Origin of the sequence: Blautia fusiformis (assembly GCF_020686995.1) — a bacterium.
Lineage (GTDB): Bacteria > Bacillota > Clostridia > Lachnospirales > Lachnospiraceae > Blautia_A > Blautia_A fusiformis.
Window position 1 is genome coordinate 31771 of the sequence record NZ_JAJEPT010000001.1, and the last position, 17179, is coordinate 48949.

Annotated in this window: 22 protein-coding genes; 14 read left to right on the plus strand and 8 right to left on the minus strand. The window is 36.9% G+C overall.

Features of this window, described 5'->3' with window-relative positions; all coding sequences use genetic code 11:
* Nucleotides 1–155 precede the first annotated feature (155 nt).
* From LKD46_RS00200 to LKD46_RS00260, 14 genes are all read left to right on the plus strand, one after another.
* Entirely contained in the window at nt 156–512 is a 357-nt protein-coding gene (locus LKD46_RS00200; RefSeq protein ID WP_054337530.1) for a helix-turn-helix domain-containing protein, read from the plus strand.
* A 72-nt stretch (nt 513–584) separates the two neighbouring features.
* A complete protein-coding gene (locus LKD46_RS00205) occupies nt 585–998 on the plus strand; it encodes a hypothetical protein (RefSeq protein WP_054337531.1) in 414 nt (137 codons plus the stop codon).
* Nucleotides 999–1218: 220 nt separating this feature from the next.
* The gene (locus LKD46_RS00210) at nt 1219–1992 is read left to right on the plus strand and encodes a response regulator (RefSeq protein ID WP_117843961.1); all 774 of its coding nucleotides are present in this window, start codon (nt 1219–1221) and stop codon (nt 1990–1992) included.
* Between the two features lie 134 nt (nt 1993–2126).
* Entirely contained in the window at nt 2127–3317 is a 1191-nt protein-coding gene (gene metK, locus LKD46_RS00215) for a methionine adenosyltransferase (protein ID WP_015526821.1), read from the plus strand.
* 19 nt (nt 3318–3336) lie between these two features.
* Entirely contained in the window at nt 3337–4356 is a 1020-nt protein-coding gene (locus tag LKD46_RS00220; RefSeq protein WP_015526822.1) for an alpha/beta fold hydrolase, read from the plus strand.
* A gap of 55 nt (nt 4357–4411) precedes the next feature.
* On the plus strand, nt 4412–4813 hold the full coding sequence (locus LKD46_RS00225; protein WP_025579072.1) for a winged helix-turn-helix domain-containing protein: 402 nt from the start codon (nt 4412–4414) through the stop codon (nt 4811–4813).
* A gap of 222 nt (nt 4814–5035) precedes the next feature.
* On the plus strand, nt 5036–5692 hold the full coding sequence (locus LKD46_RS00230; RefSeq protein ID WP_005340281.1) for a recombinase family protein: 657 nt from the start codon (nt 5036–5038) through the stop codon (nt 5690–5692).
* 48 nt (nt 5693–5740) lie between these two features.
* The gene (locus LKD46_RS00235; protein WP_015526823.1) at nt 5741–5962 is read left to right on the plus strand and encodes a DUF5348 domain-containing protein; all 222 of its coding nucleotides are present in this window, start codon (nt 5741–5743) and stop codon (nt 5960–5962) included.
* A gap of 17 nt (nt 5963–5979) precedes the next feature.
* Nucleotides 5980–6273, plus strand: coding sequence for a hypothetical protein (locus LKD46_RS00240; protein WP_015526824.1), 294 nt, complete (start codon nt 5980–5982; stop codon nt 6271–6273).
* The gene (locus LKD46_RS00245; protein WP_015526825.1) at nt 6263–6958 is read left to right on the plus strand and encodes a hypothetical protein; all 696 of its coding nucleotides are present in this window, start codon (nt 6263–6265) and stop codon (nt 6956–6958) included. The genes LKD46_RS00240 and LKD46_RS00245 overlap by 11 nt, the downstream gene beginning before the upstream one ends.
* Before the next feature lie 244 nt (nt 6959–7202).
* On the plus strand, nt 7203–7973 hold the full coding sequence (locus LKD46_RS00250) for a DUF6577 family protein (RefSeq protein WP_117457421.1): 771 nt from the start codon (nt 7203–7205) through the stop codon (nt 7971–7973).
* Between the two features lie 3 nt (nt 7974–7976).
* Nucleotides 7977–8465, plus strand: a complete 489-nt coding sequence (locus LKD46_RS16500) for a nucleotidyl transferase AbiEii/AbiGii toxin family protein (RefSeq protein WP_255620618.1) — start codon at nt 7977–7979, stop codon at nt 8463–8465.
* Nucleotides 8380–9195: a nucleotidyl transferase AbiEii/AbiGii toxin family protein gene (locus LKD46_RS00255; RefSeq protein ID WP_255620619.1), complete on the plus strand. Its 816-nt coding sequence runs from the start codon at nt 8380–8382 to the stop codon at nt 9193–9195. Before LKD46_RS16500 ends, LKD46_RS00255 begins: the two co-directional genes overlap by 86 nt.
* 1 nt (nt 9196) lies before the next feature.
* Entirely contained in the window at nt 9197–9829 is a 633-nt protein-coding gene (locus tag LKD46_RS00260) for a metallophosphoesterase (protein WP_015526826.1), read from the plus strand.
* 50 nt (nt 9830–9879) lie between these two features.
* On the opposite strand, the gene LKD46_RS00265 is transcribed toward LKD46_RS00260, so the two are convergent.
* The 8 genes from LKD46_RS00265 to ligA all read right to left on the minus strand — a co-directional run bounded on the left by LKD46_RS00265 (nt 9880) and on the right by ligA (nt 17068).
* The gene (locus LKD46_RS00265; RefSeq protein ID WP_015526827.1) at nt 9880–10605 is read right to left on the minus strand and encodes a YkgJ family cysteine cluster protein; all 726 of its coding nucleotides are present in this window, start codon (nt 10603–10605) and stop codon (nt 9880–9882) included.
* Nucleotides 10606–10645: 40 nt separating this feature from the next.
* Nucleotides 10646–11392, minus strand: coding sequence for an LPD11 domain-containing protein (locus LKD46_RS00270; protein ID WP_015526828.1), 747 nt, complete (start codon nt 11390–11392; stop codon nt 10646–10648).
* Nucleotides 11393–11588: 196 nt separating this feature from the next.
* A complete protein-coding gene (locus LKD46_RS00275) occupies nt 11589–12947 on the minus strand; it encodes an ATP-binding protein (protein ID WP_015526829.1) in 1359 nt (452 codons plus the stop codon).
* An 86-nt stretch (nt 12948–13033) separates the two neighbouring features.
* On the minus strand, nt 13034–13495 hold the full coding sequence (locus LKD46_RS00280; RefSeq protein WP_004223769.1) for a riboflavin biosynthesis intermediates N-glycosidase: 462 nt from the start codon (nt 13493–13495) through the stop codon (nt 13034–13036).
* Between the two features lie 76 nt (nt 13496–13571).
* On the minus strand, nt 13572–13817 hold the full coding sequence (locus tag LKD46_RS00285; protein WP_004223767.1) for a hypothetical protein: 246 nt from the start codon (nt 13815–13817) through the stop codon (nt 13572–13574).
* 3 nt (nt 13818–13820) lie between these two features.
* Complete coding sequence (locus tag LKD46_RS00290; protein WP_015526830.1) at nt 13821–14507, minus strand: DUF3990 domain-containing protein; 687 nt, start codon at nt 14505–14507, stop codon at nt 13821–13823.
* Between the two features lie 118 nt (nt 14508–14625).
* The gene (locus LKD46_RS00295; protein ID WP_004223763.1) at nt 14626–15042 is read right to left on the minus strand and encodes a hypothetical protein; all 417 of its coding nucleotides are present in this window, start codon (nt 15040–15042) and stop codon (nt 14626–14628) included.
* 10 nt (nt 15043–15052) lie between these two features.
* Nucleotides 15053–17068 (minus strand): NAD-dependent DNA ligase LigA, encoded by a 2016-nt coding sequence (ligA, locus tag LKD46_RS00300; RefSeq protein ID WP_117843962.1) that lies wholly within the window; start codon nt 17066–17068, stop codon nt 15053–15055.
* Between the last annotated feature and the right edge of the window lie 111 nt (nt 17069–17179).

Here is a 17179-nt window from a genome sequence, read left to right on the forward strand (position 1 = left end):
TTGTTTGTATAGATTGACTTTTTTTCGGTATAGATGTGTGGAAATGATGATAGTAATACTACGATATACTATGATACATAGTAGTAATACTCTTAAACGAAGTAAAATACAGGCGTATTTAAGTGTAAAATGAGTGTATCGGGAGGTGTACGCTTGTGAATCGAATATCTGAATTAAGAAAAAAATTAGGCCTGACTCAGACGAGATTAGGGGAAGAAATAGGAGTCAGTCAGCAGACAATTAGTAAGTATGAAAAGGTAGACGAGAATATTTCTGGTGATATGTTGCTTGCATTATCCAAATTCTTTAAGGTCCCTGTTGATTATATATTGAGGAAAGATGAAGAGGAACAGCAGAGAGAGCAGGATAATAAAAGAGAAATTATGGAATTGTATAGGGATATGGATCAGTACAATAGAGATACTTGGATTATTATAGGAAAGCGTTTATTGGGCGGTCAGTTACACAAATACAATGAAGATAGTATCGTAGAAAAAAGGCTAAAGGAATAATTTAATAAGATTTCTGCAATAATTCGGATGTAAACTTAAAGTATAATGATAAATGATATGAGGAGATAGAGGATGGGAGAATTATTATACTTTAAGAATTGTGAGGAAAGAAAAAAAGCAGAGGAATTATTAAAGAAATGTTGGCCGGAAGTATCTTTTGTAGTTATGCGATTAGATATGCAAAATATATTAGAAGAAGAAAGAATTCATTTCGGAAAATGGGATATTGAATTTGACAAGAAAAGGATGATTTATAATGGTACAGAAATTGTAATTACTGATATGCAATGGGAGATTTTACAACTGTTGATGAGCGATTCAGAGTTGAGTTTTTCAATTAGAGAAATTGCATACGCCATGAATATTGAAGTGCATGAAGCTCAAATATATGTAGAAGAATTGTTAAAAACGATACAAGAACAAACGGGTTCTGCAATTGTGCAAAAGAAAGAGGAAAGATACTCATTTGTGGAAATAACAGATTAAGTGATGGAGAAAAGGCAGTGGACGACACTGCTTTTTTTATGGGGAGAATGATGTATGCTAAAAATATATAAGATTAAAATAGGCAAAGAAAAAATCAAAATATACAATAGATATACCAGACTTGCTTAAAGTGGTTTATGATGAAATTGGTATGGTGCCTTAGATACAAATAAAATAGAGGTAACTTCTCATTGCTATTATTTTTTAATGGAGATAAGAAATGAAAAAGATATTGTTAATAGAGGACGATAGTAATTACATTTGGCATATAAAAAACTTTCTACAGCGAAAAGGATATCATGTATTAGTTGCATTTACAGTATCACAAGGAAAAGAGCTTATAGAAAAGGAACAAATACTCATTATAGGCTCGGATTTGAAATTGTCAGATGGGAGTGGAATGGAGCTGCTAGAATACTTGCGGGAGAAAACATACAAAATTCCATTCCTTTTCTTTACATGCTATGACAAAAAATATTATGAGAAAGAAGCATTGGAAAAGGGAGCTAAGATATGCATGAATAAATTACAATTCGATTTAGTGAAGGAAACATTATTGGAATATGCTTATAAAGAATCCAATGGAGAGGGAGCTACTTTTCATAAGATACTTCTTGTAAAAAAGAATTCGGAAATCACGTCTATTATACAAACAGAGCTTCTTAAAAAGGGGATATATATGATTATGGTAGAAACTATATGGGAAGCAGAGAATAAACTATTAGAATGTCAAGATATTGAATTGATTCTGTGTGATTTGTTTTTACAAGATGGAATTGCTATGGATTTTTTTCATTCTATGAAAAAGCTTGCTGGAATATATCAAAACACGAAGGAGCCAATATTCAGAGAGTTGCCGTTTTTTATATTCACTGATAATAAAGATTTATCTTTAGAATATCAATATCGCCATGAGGGTGTAAGCGACTATATAACCAGTCCTGTTAATATTCCAGAATTAATCAGACGGATATGTTATTTCGTAGAAGAATAGAAAAGTTATTTGGTTTAAAGATAAAACCAACCGGACAGAAAAAAGTACAATGTAGACAAAAAATATAGTAATAATAGTAAAGATATTTTATGTTATTGACAAATATGAAATATTGATACAAAGGAGAATTTACTATGGAAAAAAGAATATTTACCTCAGAATCAGTAACAGAAGGGCATCCGGACAAAATTTGTGATGCCATATCAGACGCCATATTGGATGCTCTTATGGAGAAGGATCCGATGAGCAGAGTGGCCTGTGAGACTGCAATTACAACGGGTATGGTATTAGTGATAGGAGAAATCACGACCAATGCGTATATAGATATGCAGCAGGTGATAAGAGAAACGATTAAAGAAATTGGTTATGACAACGGAGATTATGGATTTGATGCACATACCTGTGCCGTCTTAACGGCAATTGATGAGCAGTCAGCAGATATTGCTTTGGGTGTGAATAAGGCATTGGAAGCAAAAGAACACAAAATGTCAGAAGAAGAGCTTGATGCAATTGGTGCTGGGGATCAGGGTATGATGTTTGGTTACGCATGTGACGAAACGAATGAATTTATGCCATATCCAATTTCACTGGCACACAAATTGACTCGGCAGCTTACGCAGGTCCGTAAAGATGGTTTGTTGAATTATTTAAGACCGGACGGTAAGAGTCAGGTTACTGTAGAATATGACGAAGCAGGTATTCCGCACCGGTTGGATGCAGTGGTTCTGTCAACACAGCATGATCCAGATGTGACACAGGAGCAGATCCACGAAGATATAAAAAAATATGTATTGGAACCGATTATTCCAACAGAACTGGTAGATGAGAATACAAAATTTTTCATCAATCCAACAGGGCGTTTTGTCATCGGTGGTCCTCACGGAGATAGTGGTGTAACAGGACGCAAGATTATTGTAGATACCTATGGTGGTATGGCACGGCATGGCGGCGGAGCTTTTTCTGGAAAAGACTGTACGAAAGTAGATCGTTCTGCATCTTATGCTGCTCGTTATGTTGCGAAGAATATTGTGGCTGCAGGTCTAGCAAAAAAATGTGAAATTCAGTTGTCTTACGCAATTGGGGTGGCTCATCCGACCTCTATTATGGTAGACACCTTTGGAACCGGGAAAATTTCAGATGAGAGTCTGGTAGATATGATAAGAAAAGAATTTGATCTGCGACCAGCAGGAATCATTCAGACGTTGAATCTCCGCCGTCCAATCTATAAACAGACGGCAGCCTATGGACATTTTGGAAGAAATGATCTCAACCTTCCATGGGAAAGATTAGACAAGGTAGAAGAACTGAAAAAATATTTGAAATAATTTACTTAGGAGGGAGCGTATGAGAAGATACAAAAAGCAAATCTCAAGAATTGTGACGGTTGCGATGCTGTTTGCATTTTTGGTAGGGAATTCTAATATGGTATATGCTATGGGAGCAACACAAGTTGGATATGCGAGTAAATATATCACGGTGAAAGGGAATAATATGCATCTTGCTTTGTATGGAAAATTGGATGCAAGTGGAGAAACATTTGCAGATGAAGGAAAAACCACATTGGTGATGATGCCGGCTCTGGGAGTTCCATCACCGCATATCTACTTCAAACCTCTGGCACAATCTTTAGATGAGAGTTTTAACATAGTGATTGTAGAGCCGTTTGGATATGGGCTTAGTGATGTTGCAGCAACGGATCGAACTGTAGATAATATCAATAGTGAATTGAATGCTGCACTGGACACCATGGGAATTAAGCAGTGTGTATTGCTGGTACATTCGATTTCTGGAGTATATGGACTCAACTTTGTACAGAATTATCCCGAAAAAGTAAAAGGTTTCATTGCTGTTGATAATACGGTATATGATGAAGAACTGGCAGAGGCTATGGAAATGGAAAAGAAATATATGCTGCAGGGAATTGATGAATTTCAGAAAATCAAGAATTCTTTTTCTTCTTTGGAAGAATTCCAGATGGCACTGAAAACAGATCCAGATAAATATGGGGCAGCATTACCACAGGTTTCCGGGTACACTTATACGGAGAGTGATAGGGAGGAATACATTCAGGCATATTCTTTAAGCAGCAACGATACGATTAGAAATGAAGTGAACGGGATGGATCAATCATTACTCTCTATAAAGAATAAAAAATTCCCATCGGCACTTCCTGTATTAACCATGATTTCTTCAGAGAATGTACAAAATGTTCCGGCATGGGAGACTGCTCATAGAAATCAATTGGATTTAGAATCTGGTAATCACCAGTTATATATTGTAAATGGAGGACATTATATCTGGTATACCAATTTAACGCAGGTTGTCCAGCTTATCGATGAATGGAGAATAGAGAATCATTTTTAAAAGGAATCTGTGTGATGAGATTTCTAAATAAGAGAAAACAGAAGGGAAGTGTAGCTTGGGGAAAGTAACTATTTCAACTGTATTGGGATACAAAGAATATGTAGTGGAAAATATAAAAAACATCCGGGGAGAGGATGAAGAAAATTCCGATTTTAGGATTTATCCGGATTATCATAAGATTTATAGAGGACAGACGGAGATCGTCTTAACGAAAGCAGAGTATGAATTGTTTATGCTTTTGTCAGGGAGACCAGGTGTGATATTTACCAAAGAAAAAATTTTTGAGATTCTTTATAACGAGGAATTGCCGGAAAGCATTGATAATATTGTGTACTGTCTGGTATCCAGTATGAGAAAGAAAATTGAACCGGAGCTAAAGCAGTGCCGCTATATTAAAACAGTGAGAGGTGTAGGATATAAGTTTGAAGGAAAAAAGATGGACATCTTTCCAGAATAGTTGATCTGAAGACAGAGGAAATTTTTAAAAACCTCTGTCTTTTTTTGTTGCTTTTTTATGCCATCTTGCGTACAGAAGTAGTGAAAGTCACCTCCCAAAAAGTATGCTTTTTGATGGGAGATGTAATAGGCTATTTTTTTATTTCCAAAAAGTATATAAGAAAGTTTTGAGATATGCCAAAATATTTTAAGACTTTTTGGGAATGTATAAAGGGGGATACGTATGGCATATTATGGGTATCACAGAATCAGTACTAAGGAACAACACTTGGACCGAGGTATTATAGAAATAAAGAGGTTCTGTGAAAATCAGAAAATTAAACTGGAAAGTATTTTTACAGATAAGATAACCGGTAAAAATTTTGACAGACCACGTTATACCGTTCTTGTGGAAGATGTTTTACGGGTAGGGGATACCCTGATTATTACAGAGCTGGACAGACTTGGCAGGAACAAGCAGGAGATTTTAAAGCAGCTACGTTTTTTAGAAGAAAAAGGGGTTCGGGTAATGGTATTGGAACTTCCTACCACGTTGTTTGACCTGTCTCAGATGGAAAATAATCTGGCAAAGATGATGATAGAAACAATCAATAATATGATGATTGAACTCTATGCATCCATGGCACAGGCAGAGATGGAGAAAAAGGAGAAGCGACAAAAGGAAGGTATGGAGGCAAAAAGGCTTCGGGGTGAATGGGATGAAGTAGGAAGACCACGGGCTATAGAACAGGAAAAGTTTAACCAGGAATTTATGAGGGTGGTACAAAAGAAGGTAACACCGACACAACTGCAGCGGGAGTTGGGGTTAACTTCTTCTACCTATTATCGGTATCGGAAAAACTTTTATGAAATTTTTCCGGAATTTCTTCAATCTGTATAGAGATGAGGTAATTACTAAGTAAAAGAAAAATTTAAGGAGGCAGATATTATGAGTGAACACAGAGAAGGTACATTGTTTTATGATACTGAAACAGGGAGGTATGATATACGTTTTGATTTGGAATCTTTTTATGGAGGACTACATTGCGGGGAATGTTTTGATGTAAAGGTGAAAAATGTTTGGGTTCCGGTCCGAATTGAAATGGGAGATGACTGGTATCTGGTTGGACTGAACGTGTCGAGATTAGATGGATTGAGAGTACGTATGTAAATAGGAGGATAAGCCTGATGAGGGGAAGCACAATGAGAGAAAGTGTTACGGATGTTCGCATTATACTGGAATGCTTACAGGAAGCATATCAAATGGAAGGAGATATGGTACGATCCGGGAAAAATATTCATGCGACTATGATATATCCATTTGTCCGTATGCTGCAGGAAAAGTGTAGAGATTTAACAGAGGAACAGATACATAAGACACTTTGGAAAGAATATGAGATTTCAGGGGCAGACAGGATGTTTGTGGAGAGGGCTTCAAAGATTTTAGAGCCATACGAAGGAGAATCTGAAGATGAGAAATAGTACAATGGAATATAAAGTAAATCAAGCCTATGAAGAACTAAAGCGTTTAATACAGTGGAATCCGGATAGTGAAGAAAAATTTTTACAGAAAATGGTATGTTTATTGTTACCTGGACAAAGAAAATGTTGGTCAGAGGCTATCCGTGATTTGAGGCAATCTTTTGAAGCTGAGCAGGGGATGATATTTGTTGAAAAATACAGAGGAAAACTGGAATGGCTGAATAGCATATCTTTGGCAGAACTACAAAGAAAGATAGGAGAAATTTATTTTGTTGATCATTACAAGATGATAGCAGATCAATTCCTATATAAAAAGGATTTTGAAACTTCCTTATTTTTGAGAATTGCAATGGAAACAGGGATAAGAAGTGCAGATATTCCATGTATAGAATGGTCCTGTATGCATGGAAAAACTATTATTTTGGAAGAAACCAAAAGAGGAGATTTGTATAAAAAAGTTAATGGAACGTTTCCTAAGATTTCAACTCAGTCGTTACGGATTATGAAGTTATTGCACAGGAAGCAAGGGAAAATATTCACAAAATCAAACGAGTACTATGTTCGCAAAATTTCTTGTGCTTGGGGAATGCCTGGGTTTCGTATCCATAGTTTTCGGGATTATAGGAGAAAGATAGAAATGGGAATTACAGCAGGAGTACAAGTTCCAAGGATCATTCCATTATAAAGAATAGGCTGGATTGGAAAACGTTATAGGATGCTATATGAGCTGCTGTTGCAGTTCTAGTGAGTTTCAATAAAAATACGCAAATATAGTATTTGCGTATTTTTTATTGAAATTACAAATATATTTGCAAATAGATTGAATTATAAATAAAAACAATAAAATAAACGCAAATATAAACTTTGCGTTTATTTTATTGTTTTTATAGGTGCTATGTGATATACTACGAAAAGAAAGTAGGTGTAGTATGAATAGCAAAACAGCATTAGAAAAAAAATACGAGATAATCAAACAAAATCTTGGGAATCAAACTACCTTTTATACAGATGAAGTAATTCCCCTTTTCCCGGAGTTAAAAAAGTCTACTTTATATTGGAATCTTTCTAAATTAGTAGAGGCGGGTTACATTAAGAGAGTGCGAAACGGTGTATTTTCCTTCAATGATTTGAAAGGCAGACAGGGAATTATTTTATGTGAAACAGCCCAAAAATTGAAAAATTACATGGATGAGCTGGGATTTTATTATTATATATCCGGTTTGGATATTTTGGCAAAATATATGTTACACATACCAGAACAATATCCTGTCATTGCATTTATTGAAAAAGCAGCAAAAGAGGAAATATATAACAATTTATTAGCAGAAGGATTTGAGGTGATAGAACCACAATACACGAAAAAAATGTATGAAGATGCTATGTTTTCAGGTAGCCATAATATGCAGGTGATTTTATACACAACGGAGGATTTTCAGTACAGTAGTGAAGGTCTGGCAAGTATAGAGAAGGCTTTTGCAGATCTTTATTTTGCAATAACGAGAAACGGATATCCACTATCATTGCAAGAATTGGTAAGAATTTATCAGAATCTCAGCAGATTGGGAAATATAGATAAAAAGAAGCTGATAACAGTAGCATCAAGAAGGAATATACAATATGATATTCGCTTTATCGTTGAAAATCGGTTTATTACAGATTCGGCAATAGAGTTTGGAAAAATACTTAGAAGGGAAGAATAAAATTTGGATTACAAAAAGTTATTTCATAAAGAGGAAGCATTTCAGAGAGAAACCTTTCAGAAGAGAATGGAAGAATTTGGGTTTAAAAATATGGCGAGAATGGAACTGTTTTTATGGGATCTTGAATTATTCTTGCATATTCAGAAAATACTAGGAGATAAAATAATATTGAAAGGTGGTGCAGCCACGCAGTTTTATCTGCCAAGGGATGCTCAAAGAACAAGTGTAGACATTGATATGTTATTTTTTGGAACAGAAGAGGAAATAAAGAAAACATTGAGGAAAATCGAAGAATATTTGGGGACAGAAGACGAATTGTTTTACTTTCATAAACATAGCCCTAAGAATCCGAAAACAAATCTTCCATTACATACATATTACACGAAAGTTCCTTCTGTACTATCCAATGCAGAACGTAATATGGAGAGAGAGTATTCCCTATCAGGAATTAAAAATAGAATTTATTCTCCAGCCAGAAAAATGGGAATATGAAAGAAGAACGGGAGAAAACATATTTGCGGTAAACAGTTCATGGAACTATCAGATCCTTCCATTGAATTATTTATTTGCGGATAAGCTCACCACATTAGGTTGTAATACGATTGGCGTACAAAATGAAAGGCTGGATGAACAGGTGAAGCAGTTCTATGATATTATGATGTTGTCCAGAAACTGTATATCCGAGATGCAATGCTCTGTTGTGAAAGAAAAGTATTTAAAACGGGCAGAACAAGAATGGAATACAAGGAAGATTACACTGGGGAGCACGCTGGAGGGAAGAGATTATGAACCTAAATATATCGTAAAAGATGTTGAGAAACAGCTTTTGCGTTATCAACAAGCCGATAGCGGTGAAGATGCAGAATTGAAAAAGTTTATTAATGATTTTCATTCGTTATATTTAAACAGGAAAGTGCAGTATGATCCCAAAACGGTTGCCTGCGGAGCATCCCTGGTTCGCTTGATGTATGAACTGATGATTTCAGGCATGGGTTGGGATAAGGTAAAACAGGCATTAGAGATTGAAAAAAAATTAGGTATGGAGCATTTATCGGGACCAGAAAAAGGACAAAAAATTCGTAAACTCAGAAATCAGTTTATTCAGGAATTTGGTAAAGATTCGGTAATCCCGGCATCAACTTTGAAAGGGAAAGATTTAAAAAGAGTGTTCTGGGCAGTTGTAAATATTGATAATTTAAACAAGATTGAGGGAATGATATAAAATGAGATATTATATTGCAGATTTACATTTCTTTCATGAAAATTTGAATACAAAAATGGATAAACGTGGATTTGCAAATGTAAATGCAATGAATGATTATATGCTGAAACAGTGGAATAGTAAAGTGCGTAATAGGGATGAAGTTGTTATCTTAGGGGATTTATCATGGGGGAAATCTGAAGAAACAAACCAGTTGCTTCAGAAATTGAACGGACGTCTATATCTGATACAGGGAAACCATGACCACTATGTCAAGGATCCAAACTTCGACAGTTCACGCTTTGAGTGGATTAAAATGTATGAGGAACTTAGCGATAATAAGAGAAAAGTGATACTTTGTCATTATCCTATTATGTGTTATAACGGACAGTATAAATTGAATGCAGAAGGAAACCCAAAAACCTATATGTTGTATGGACATGTACACGATACGCAGGATCAGAGATTGCTGGAAAGATTTCAAGGAATCACATCTGAAACAACATTTCTGAATACACAGGGGGAAACACAGCATATTCCATGTAATATGATTAACTGTTTTTGTATGTATTCAAATTATCAGCCGCTTACTTTGGATGAATGGATTGCGTGTGATAAGAACAGGAAACAAAAGAGCTGCCAGAATGTAAAGTGATATGAAAAAGAGCCGTCCAAAACTGGTCGGCTCAAAGTATTTATAGTTGTTTATGATTTCTTAGGAATGTCAACAGTTCCTAGTGTTTCAATTAAGGATAGGATTGCATCTGAATTTTGCTGAAATTGCGTTTGAAAATCTTCTGTAATATCATAGTTCAGATACAGAGTTATCAAAGTAGCATTCCATATTGAAATCATGGTCTTTTCTGATATGTGTTCTTCCAGAAATTGTAGATGTTTGCAGAGTGTTGCCTGTGTTCTTGTCCATGTAAAGAAATAGTCATCTTTTAGTGGAATGTTAAAACTACGAAACCATTCCCGGACGGTATGTGTTTCGATTCCGTCTCCGCACTCAGGATTATTAAAGATATATCCAACAGACAGTTCTTCTGGATTTTTCGGAAAACTATCATCCGCAGAAAGGGTAAGATACCGACCAATCGGAAACATGGCACAGACAGTCGGTTTTACATCATGAACCAAACATTTCTGATCCTTTAATAAAGGGCAGCGTTTGACACTTCCTTGTGGTCTCAGGCGGACTATCGGGAAACGGGAGTTACATCCAATATAAGTTTCACAATATTGTTCCAAGGCTTCCGCTGGTGTAATTTGAAATTTTTTTGCTATGTTAAACAGATCTTTCGGGGATAAGAGAATATCCTCCCGGTGAATGCAGCACTTTCCGCATTGGGTACAGTGAAATGTAAATGTATCATCGAGACCGATTTCTTCATATCCTAATTGTTCTTTTAGTTCTTTTATTGAATTCATAATCATTCTCCTTAAAAAAAATATTTTTATGGCGGTTCTATTATTTTGTGTCTGAACACATTGCTTTTTCGTATTCTAGGATTTGTTTCCATGTCAACCATTCTGGTTTCCCATCATCCGGAAATTCATTCCAGAGTTTTTTCATGGCGGCAATTTGTTTGCTTTCATTGTGATAGTACAGATGTCCAGTACAACGGTTTCCGTAATTCAAGTAATACTCACAGTCGCTTTGTAAACGACTAAGCATCATGTACTGAAATTCATAAGGATTTTTCGGTTTATCTGTTAAAATTCTAAATGGTTTCCGGATAGGCATATCCGGTTCTCCATCAAATTCATTTCCGACTGCAGAGTGCAGATGAGGAATTTCAAAGTCACCAAGTTCTACATCTTTCCACAACTTCCCATATTGATCCTGGTATACCGGGCGAGCCCATTCGTCTGTACCAATATAATGAAGAAGACGAGAGGGTTCTTCTGGAATAGAAATCAGTTCATCCGGGGACATAATCACTTCATCCAAAGCAAGATCATCCAGTTTTTTTGGCATATTGTAAAGAGAAGAAAAGCGTTCCTCTAGTTTCCGAATGTCTGCTTCAGACTCAGGAAAATCAAAGCAACAGTGAATATCAGGAGTCAGATTGTCGGTTTCTTTATCTTCGCCGGTATGAATTTCCAAAATAACACCATCCAATCCTGCATAATCGCTGGCATCGGTTGTCCGCACACGTTGTCCAGGTTTGAAGATGACATCTCCCCATTGTAATTCAGTTGTTGTATTGTTCATGTAATTCTTCCTTTCTTGATGGGAATTGGCATTGACAAAAGAGGGAATAGAATAAATCCATACCCCTTTTCCGTAACATCACATCTATGCCAATTCTCATAAATTCATAAATTTTCACTAATTCAGTGCTGTGTTTTTCGTGATCCTTCTAAATAAAAAGAGACCACTCGCAAGTAGTCTCTTCGTAAACATAAATTTAATTAAACTTGTATTGTTCCAATAAATAAATAGGCAGTGTTTCTGTTTTTCCGTCTATTCCTCCTTTGGTTGCCCCTTTTAAATAAAGAAGCTTATCTGCTTTTCCCTGAGCCAGAGCTTTCTGGGCAGTGGAAGCAGTCCCTTTTCCGGCTTTTACTTCTATTAAATATCGGGTGGAAGAAGATAGGCTTTGTGCCAAAAAATCAATTTCTCCGCCTCGGTAAGTAGCAAAAGCTGGGGTTTCAAAGGAAATTTCCGGTGGAAAATCCTGGCGTTTCTTCAGGTTGATATAGACATAATTTTCATTTAATGTGCCTGCAAGTACACGGGAATCGGTACCGGTACGTGTCAGATAATAATTTGCCAGCCCCATATCCATGAAGTAGCAGCGGCTTGCAGACTTAAAATCCAGAATGTCCATTTCTGTTATTTTTGCACAGAATCCAATGATTCCAGAAAAGTACAGCCAGCTAATGGCACGGTTGCAGGTAGCCTTTGAAATATTGCTGGAGTAGTCTTTGGTTACCAGTTTTTGCAATTCTTCACTGATGCTGTCTTCTGAAAATCCTTTCTTTTCACGATTTAAAATACGGCAGATGGAAAAGAAAATATGGGTAAACACTTTGGTATACAAAATATCCGTAAAATAGCGAATGGATTCATTGGTAAAGGTATCAATGATTTTTACGAGTTCGCCTTGAGCTTTTACGATGTTCCGGTTTTCCAGATAGTTTTCGACCACTTTGGGATAGCCACCAATCTGGCAGTACAGCTCATAGGTTTCCTTTAAGCGATTATAGACTTCTGCTTCAGAGGAAACAAGAGATATTTTTTTGTAATCGCCATACAGATTCTGATCATAGGCCATCAAAAACTCCTCAAAAGAAAGCGTATAGATGGTGAGTTTGGTGACATCGCCGCTGGAATAACGGAATTCTGGATCATAAATCCGTCCAAGGTAGCTTCCTGTGATGATGAAATGGGCTTTAAAGTGACGTGTAAACTCCCGGATACGGTTATAAATTTCGGAAGACTCCTGGATTTCGTCAATAATGATGACGGTATCTTCAGAATCAATAAAGTCCGGTTCATATAACTGGAAGGCATCGTGGAGAGGATGCTCCCGCCGTTTTGTTCCAGGTGTCCAGTCGGTTGCCTGTTTATAACATTCCATAAACTGTTTGCCGCTTAATTCAAACAGGTTAATATAAATTTTGTGTTTGTAGTTTTCGTCAGCGAATTTCTGTATCAGGTAGGTTTTTCCAACCTGACGGGCTCCACCGACTTCCAGGGTACTATGACCTCCTTCATTTTTCCAATCCAGAAGACGGTCATAGACAAAACGCTTCAGATACATAAGCACAAATCCTTTCTTTAAAATCTATCTTTCATTATAGCAAAATATTTGCAGTTCATACAGTGCAAAATTGGATAAATTATGTTTTAACATTCAAATTGAAGCTTTGCACGTATATCCATAAGAATTTTGCCCAGATGATTTTCGCCATGACCATTTACAGAACCCCAAAAGTAATCTCCCCAGTTGTTTCCTTCAACAAGGTGACAATTCCCAGTAGCAAGTAATGCTTTACATAGGGTAGGATTCTGCATGAATTTGCACATACAAATTTCATACATGTACATAAGCTTTACACTTTCCCAGTCTGAACGGAGCTGCACTTCTCTTCCCAGTTTTTTTGCATCTTTTGGATTCCTTAATTTGGTAAATTGAAGCTGTTCTTTAGGGGAAATGGTCTTTTGTGCCTGGAAAGCAGCCTCATTATTTGCATACCAGTAGCCCCGGTAATATATCCGGGAAGGATAGAAGTTACTAAGAAAAGCGTATGCTCCATGAAAGTGGTCAATTGTTTGCTGGTAATGATTCGAATAGGTATTAATATACATGTAATCCCTTCTTTCTTATACAAAAAAGGAACCGCTTATGGTAAGCAGTTCCTTCTTAAACATATTTTTTTGTTTGTTATTTGTTTATTTGTGCTTCTTCTTGTTCTTCGTAATAGCGGTCTGCAATATAGCCGGCAGATTCCGCCCAAAGAGTATTTTCTGTATTTTGTAGGGCCTTGTAAGTTTTTGAATGATAAAATTTGCCCATGGCATCCGGAAAGGAAAGATTACTCTTTTCCATAATAATATCGATAACATCCCGGATCTGAATATACAGATTCATTGAAATATCTTTTCCGTTAAAAAAATATTTACCTTCCATGTTTTACACATCCTTTCGAGATTCCAATACCAGATGTTCAAGAGCAAGTGGGGTGTGAAAGGAAACCTGATTATTAACCTTATTATACCGAAGCCTTGTAACCGCTTCATCCACGCTCAAGATACCGGACAAATAAAGTTGTACAGTTTCCATGGTATTATCATCCGCAACAGGCCCAATTACAACATCATAGTGATGCTGGATATCGCCGACAGTACGGTTGAGTTTGACAAACTCCAACCATTCCTTGTCCAAGGTGGCAAAATGTTTGATTTTTAGTTCCTCGGATTGCTGGAAGATATACCGATACACATATTTGCCGCCAGTATGAGTACGCAAGTACAGGCGGTTCGCCCATTCATTTGCCTGCTGTTCGAGAACTGTGCAATAAAATCCACGACCAAAATCACGACGGTTATGTGATTTGTTCAAATCGATTTTATCAAATGCAATATTGGAGCCATGGAAAAGAACAAGCGTGGGCGTATCTTCTTCTATAATATCTTCTACGTATTGAAAAGTATCATGAATATCTAATTGGTGCAACGTTTCGTGTTGTACCAGTATTTTTTCAAATACTTGATGTTTGTAGAAAATATTAAAGGCATCGTCTTCTGATATTTGGTGCTTTTTAGCATAATATTCCAGTGCTTCAATTGATAGCATCTCTATATCTGATTGAATACTCATATACGTTATCCCTCCATTTGCTTTCATTATATCAAAAAAGAAGGTGCTTTCCAACGGTAAAATAACTATAAATGTAAAGTTGCAAAAGATGTTTGAAATGGGGCGTCACCCCATTTCACTATCCCCAAACTTCGCCCATGATTTCCACAAGAAAATCATCTAATGGAAAATCGGGAGGAAGTAATTCACCAAACGTTTCTTGAATTTCTTGGATAACTTCCGTATAAGAAGAATACGCCTGTGAAAATAAGTGGGAAGAATTTTTAAGTTCAATGATATAAAATTCTTCTCCTGGATTTAAGTCCAGTTCTTCCTGATCTTTGATCCTCCATACCGTCATAGACTCAGCAGTGCCATAACGACAGCCATCAAGTTTCTCACAAAGATATTCCTGAAAGGCTAAGAGTGATTCTGGATCAGAGAACTCTTTGTATAAATCAGGAAAAACTTCCTCTGTATATCGAAGGATAAGATTAGCAGCCTCTTCTGTAATAAGAAATCCATAGATATGAAAAACGGATGTAATGATACTCATAGATTTCTCCTTACGCAATCATTTCAAGAAACTCATCTTCAGATAAAATCTTAATGCCGAGAGACTGGGCTTTTGCTAATTTACTGCCGGCTTTTTCCCCACAAATTAGATAATCTGTCTTTTTTGTGACAGAACTGCCGGCTTTTGCTCCAAGCTCTAAAATCTTCGAGTTGATTTCATCTCTTGTAAAATGAGCAAGTTTTCCTGTTGCAACGATAGTACATCCTGTAAATACATTTTCTTTCATCATAGTATTCATTTCCTTTCTTTCTTCAAATATAAGTTCTTTTTGGAGTTCGTGCCAGAGAATTAAATTGTTTTCATCAGAAAACCAGTCATGGATATTCTGATTCAGAGTATCACCAAAGTCATCTAACTGGGTGAAATCATAGTCATCAGAGGCAGCATCAAAAAATTCCTGTAGACTGCCGTGGAATACTGTATCCAAAATCCTGCTTTTGGTCCTTCCGACCATAGGAATATCCATGGAAACCAGGAACCGGACAAAGGTAGTATTCCGGCTGGAAGTAATGGAATTCCATAATCTTTCAAAGGATTTTTTACCGAAACCTTCCAACTGTAAGATTTCTTCCTGATGTTCATTTAGATGGTAAATATCCGGAAATGTCTGGAGATAACCCAAAGTCAGGAATTTTTCCAAGGTAGTTTCGGAGAGTCCCTCGATGTTCATTGCTTTTTTTCCAACGAAATGTGTAAAGCGTTTTCGGATCTGGCTATCACAGTTGGGATTGTCACAATGCACCGTTTCAATGAGACGCCCATCATTTCCTTTTCTTTGATAGATACGAGTCTGAGAACCACAGCATGGACATACAGGAGGAACTGCATCTACGTAATGACCACGTTCCAGATTTTCTTCAATATGAGGAATGATCATATTACGTTTTGATACAGAAATTCTACAACCTGGCACCAATTCTAATTCTTTGATAAAGGTCAGATTGTGAAGGGTTGCTCTGGAAACAGAGCATCCGTCAATTTCCACAGGGTCAAAAACTCCCACAGGTGCAATTTCTCCGAAACGGGTGGGTGTCCATTCTATATTGCGAAGAGTGGTTTCGTAAGTTTCGTCTTCAAACTTAAAAGCCAGTCCATCTTTATAATGATGTCCGGTACGCCCGCAGTTTTTGGAATAGTCCAGACTGTCGAAAATCATTACAATTCCGTCAATAGGCAGATGTTTTTTGCCTGCCAGATCAGTCAGCCTTTCAATATACTGATTTACAAGTTCCGAGGTTAAGGGATGGTTTGCAGCAATATAAGGACAAGGCTGAAAACCATAGTCAAACAGGCTGGAAATTTTCATAGCTCTGCTGTCTGGAAAGAGAAATGGAGAGTCCAGACCTTCCAGAACATTAAAAGGCATAAAGTGCAGACAGCGTCCTGCACAATTTGCCGGATCAAGACTTCGCACAGAGCCAGAAGCCAGATTTCGCCCATTTTTGTAAGGTTCTCCTTTTCCATCTCGGAGGGTTTCTTTTAAACGCTCAAAGTCATGGGTTGGGATGAAGGATTCTCCAACAATCACCAGCCGGCCTTTATATGGAATTGAGAGAGGGACATCAACGTATGCAGGGATGTTATGGGTGATAAGTTCCCCAATTTCTCCGTCGCCACGCGTGGAAGCCTCTACAAGTGTTCCATTTTCGTAGACTAATTTAGTCGTTAATCCGTCCAACTTCAGCATAAACAGAACTGGCTGCTTACCGGCAAAACTTATCAAGTCCTGTACCTGCTTTGTCTTATCTAAAGAGAGCAAAGGGACCGGATGCTTTACTTTGGGAAGTTCACTGATGGGAGTATAGCCTACGGTTTGTGTCGGTGAATTGGATAAGACAAAGCCTGTCTGCTTTTCTAATTCCACTAATTCATCGAAGATTCGGTCATATTCCGCATCACTGATATTCGGACTGTTCTCATTATAATAAGCGTTACGCTGTAAATTCAGATGGTCCACCAGTTGTTTGATTTTTTCCACGTTTGATAATTCATTAGAGTGGTTCATTTTATTCTTGTCTCCTTTTCTATGGTATAGTTGTAATTCTTATTTGTTCCGGTTTTTCTTCCTCCTTTCTTTGCGTTCAGGCATAAAAAAAGAGAATGACACGGATGTTCA

Coding starts and splice junctions, on each gene's coding strand:
- ligA (WP_117843962.1), bottom strand. CDS start 17,068: ATGAACCACTCTAATGAATTATCAAACGTGGAAAAAATCAAACAACTG.
- LKD46_RS00245 (WP_015526825.1), top strand. CDS start 6,263: ATGAGAAATAGTACAATGGAATATAAAGTAAATCAAGCCTATGAAGAA.
- LKD46_RS00270 (WP_015526828.1), bottom strand. CDS start 11,392: ATGAACAATACAACAACTGAATTACAATGGGGAGATGTCATCTTCAAA.
- LKD46_RS00265 (WP_015526827.1), bottom strand. CDS start 10,605: ATGAATTCAATAAAAGAACTAAAAGAACAATTAGGATATGAAGAAATC.
- LKD46_RS00240 (WP_015526824.1), top strand. CDS start 5,980: ATGAGGGGAAGCACAATGAGAGAAAGTGTTACGGATGTTCGCATTATA.
- LKD46_RS00210 (WP_117843961.1), top strand. CDS start 1,219: ATGAAAAAGATATTGTTAATAGAGGACGATAGTAATTACATTTGGCAT.
- LKD46_RS00285 (WP_004223767.1), bottom strand. CDS start 13,817: ATGGAAGGTAAATATTTTTTTAACGGAAAAGATATTTCAATGAATCTG.
- LKD46_RS00230 (WP_005340281.1), top strand. CDS start 5,036: ATGGCATATTATGGGTATCACAGAATCAGTACTAAGGAACAACACTTG.
- LKD46_RS00250 (WP_117457421.1), top strand. CDS start 7,203: ATGAATAGCAAAACAGCATTAGAAAAAAAATACGAGATAATCAAACAA.
- LKD46_RS00290 (WP_015526830.1), bottom strand. CDS start 14,507: ATGAGTATTCAATCAGATATAGAGATGCTATCAATTGAAGCACTGGAA.
- LKD46_RS00275 (WP_015526829.1), bottom strand. CDS start 12,947: ATGTATCTGAAGCGTTTTGTCTATGACCGTCTTCTGGATTGGAAAAAT.
- LKD46_RS00255 (WP_255620619.1), top strand. CDS start 8,380: ATGCAGAACGTAATATGGAGAGAGAGTATTCCCTATCAGGAATTAAAA.
- LKD46_RS00235 (WP_015526823.1), top strand. CDS start 5,741: ATGAGTGAACACAGAGAAGGTACATTGTTTTATGATACTGAAACAGGG.
- LKD46_RS00260 (WP_015526826.1), top strand. CDS start 9,197: ATGAGATATTATATTGCAGATTTACATTTCTTTCATGAAAATTTGAAT.
- LKD46_RS00280 (WP_004223769.1), bottom strand. CDS start 13,495: ATGTATATTAATACCTATTCGAATCATTACCAGCAAACAATTGACCAC.
- LKD46_RS00220 (WP_015526822.1), top strand. CDS start 3,337: ATGAGAAGATACAAAAAGCAAATCTCAAGAATTGTGACGGTTGCGATG.
- LKD46_RS00295 (WP_004223763.1), bottom strand. CDS start 15,042: ATGAGTATCATTACATCCGTTTTTCATATCTATGGATTTCTTATTACA.
- metK (WP_015526821.1), top strand. CDS start 2,127: ATGGAAAAAAGAATATTTACCTCAGAATCAGTAACAGAAGGGCATCCG.
- LKD46_RS00205 (WP_054337531.1), top strand. CDS start 585: ATGGGAGAATTATTATACTTTAAGAATTGTGAGGAAAGAAAAAAAGCA.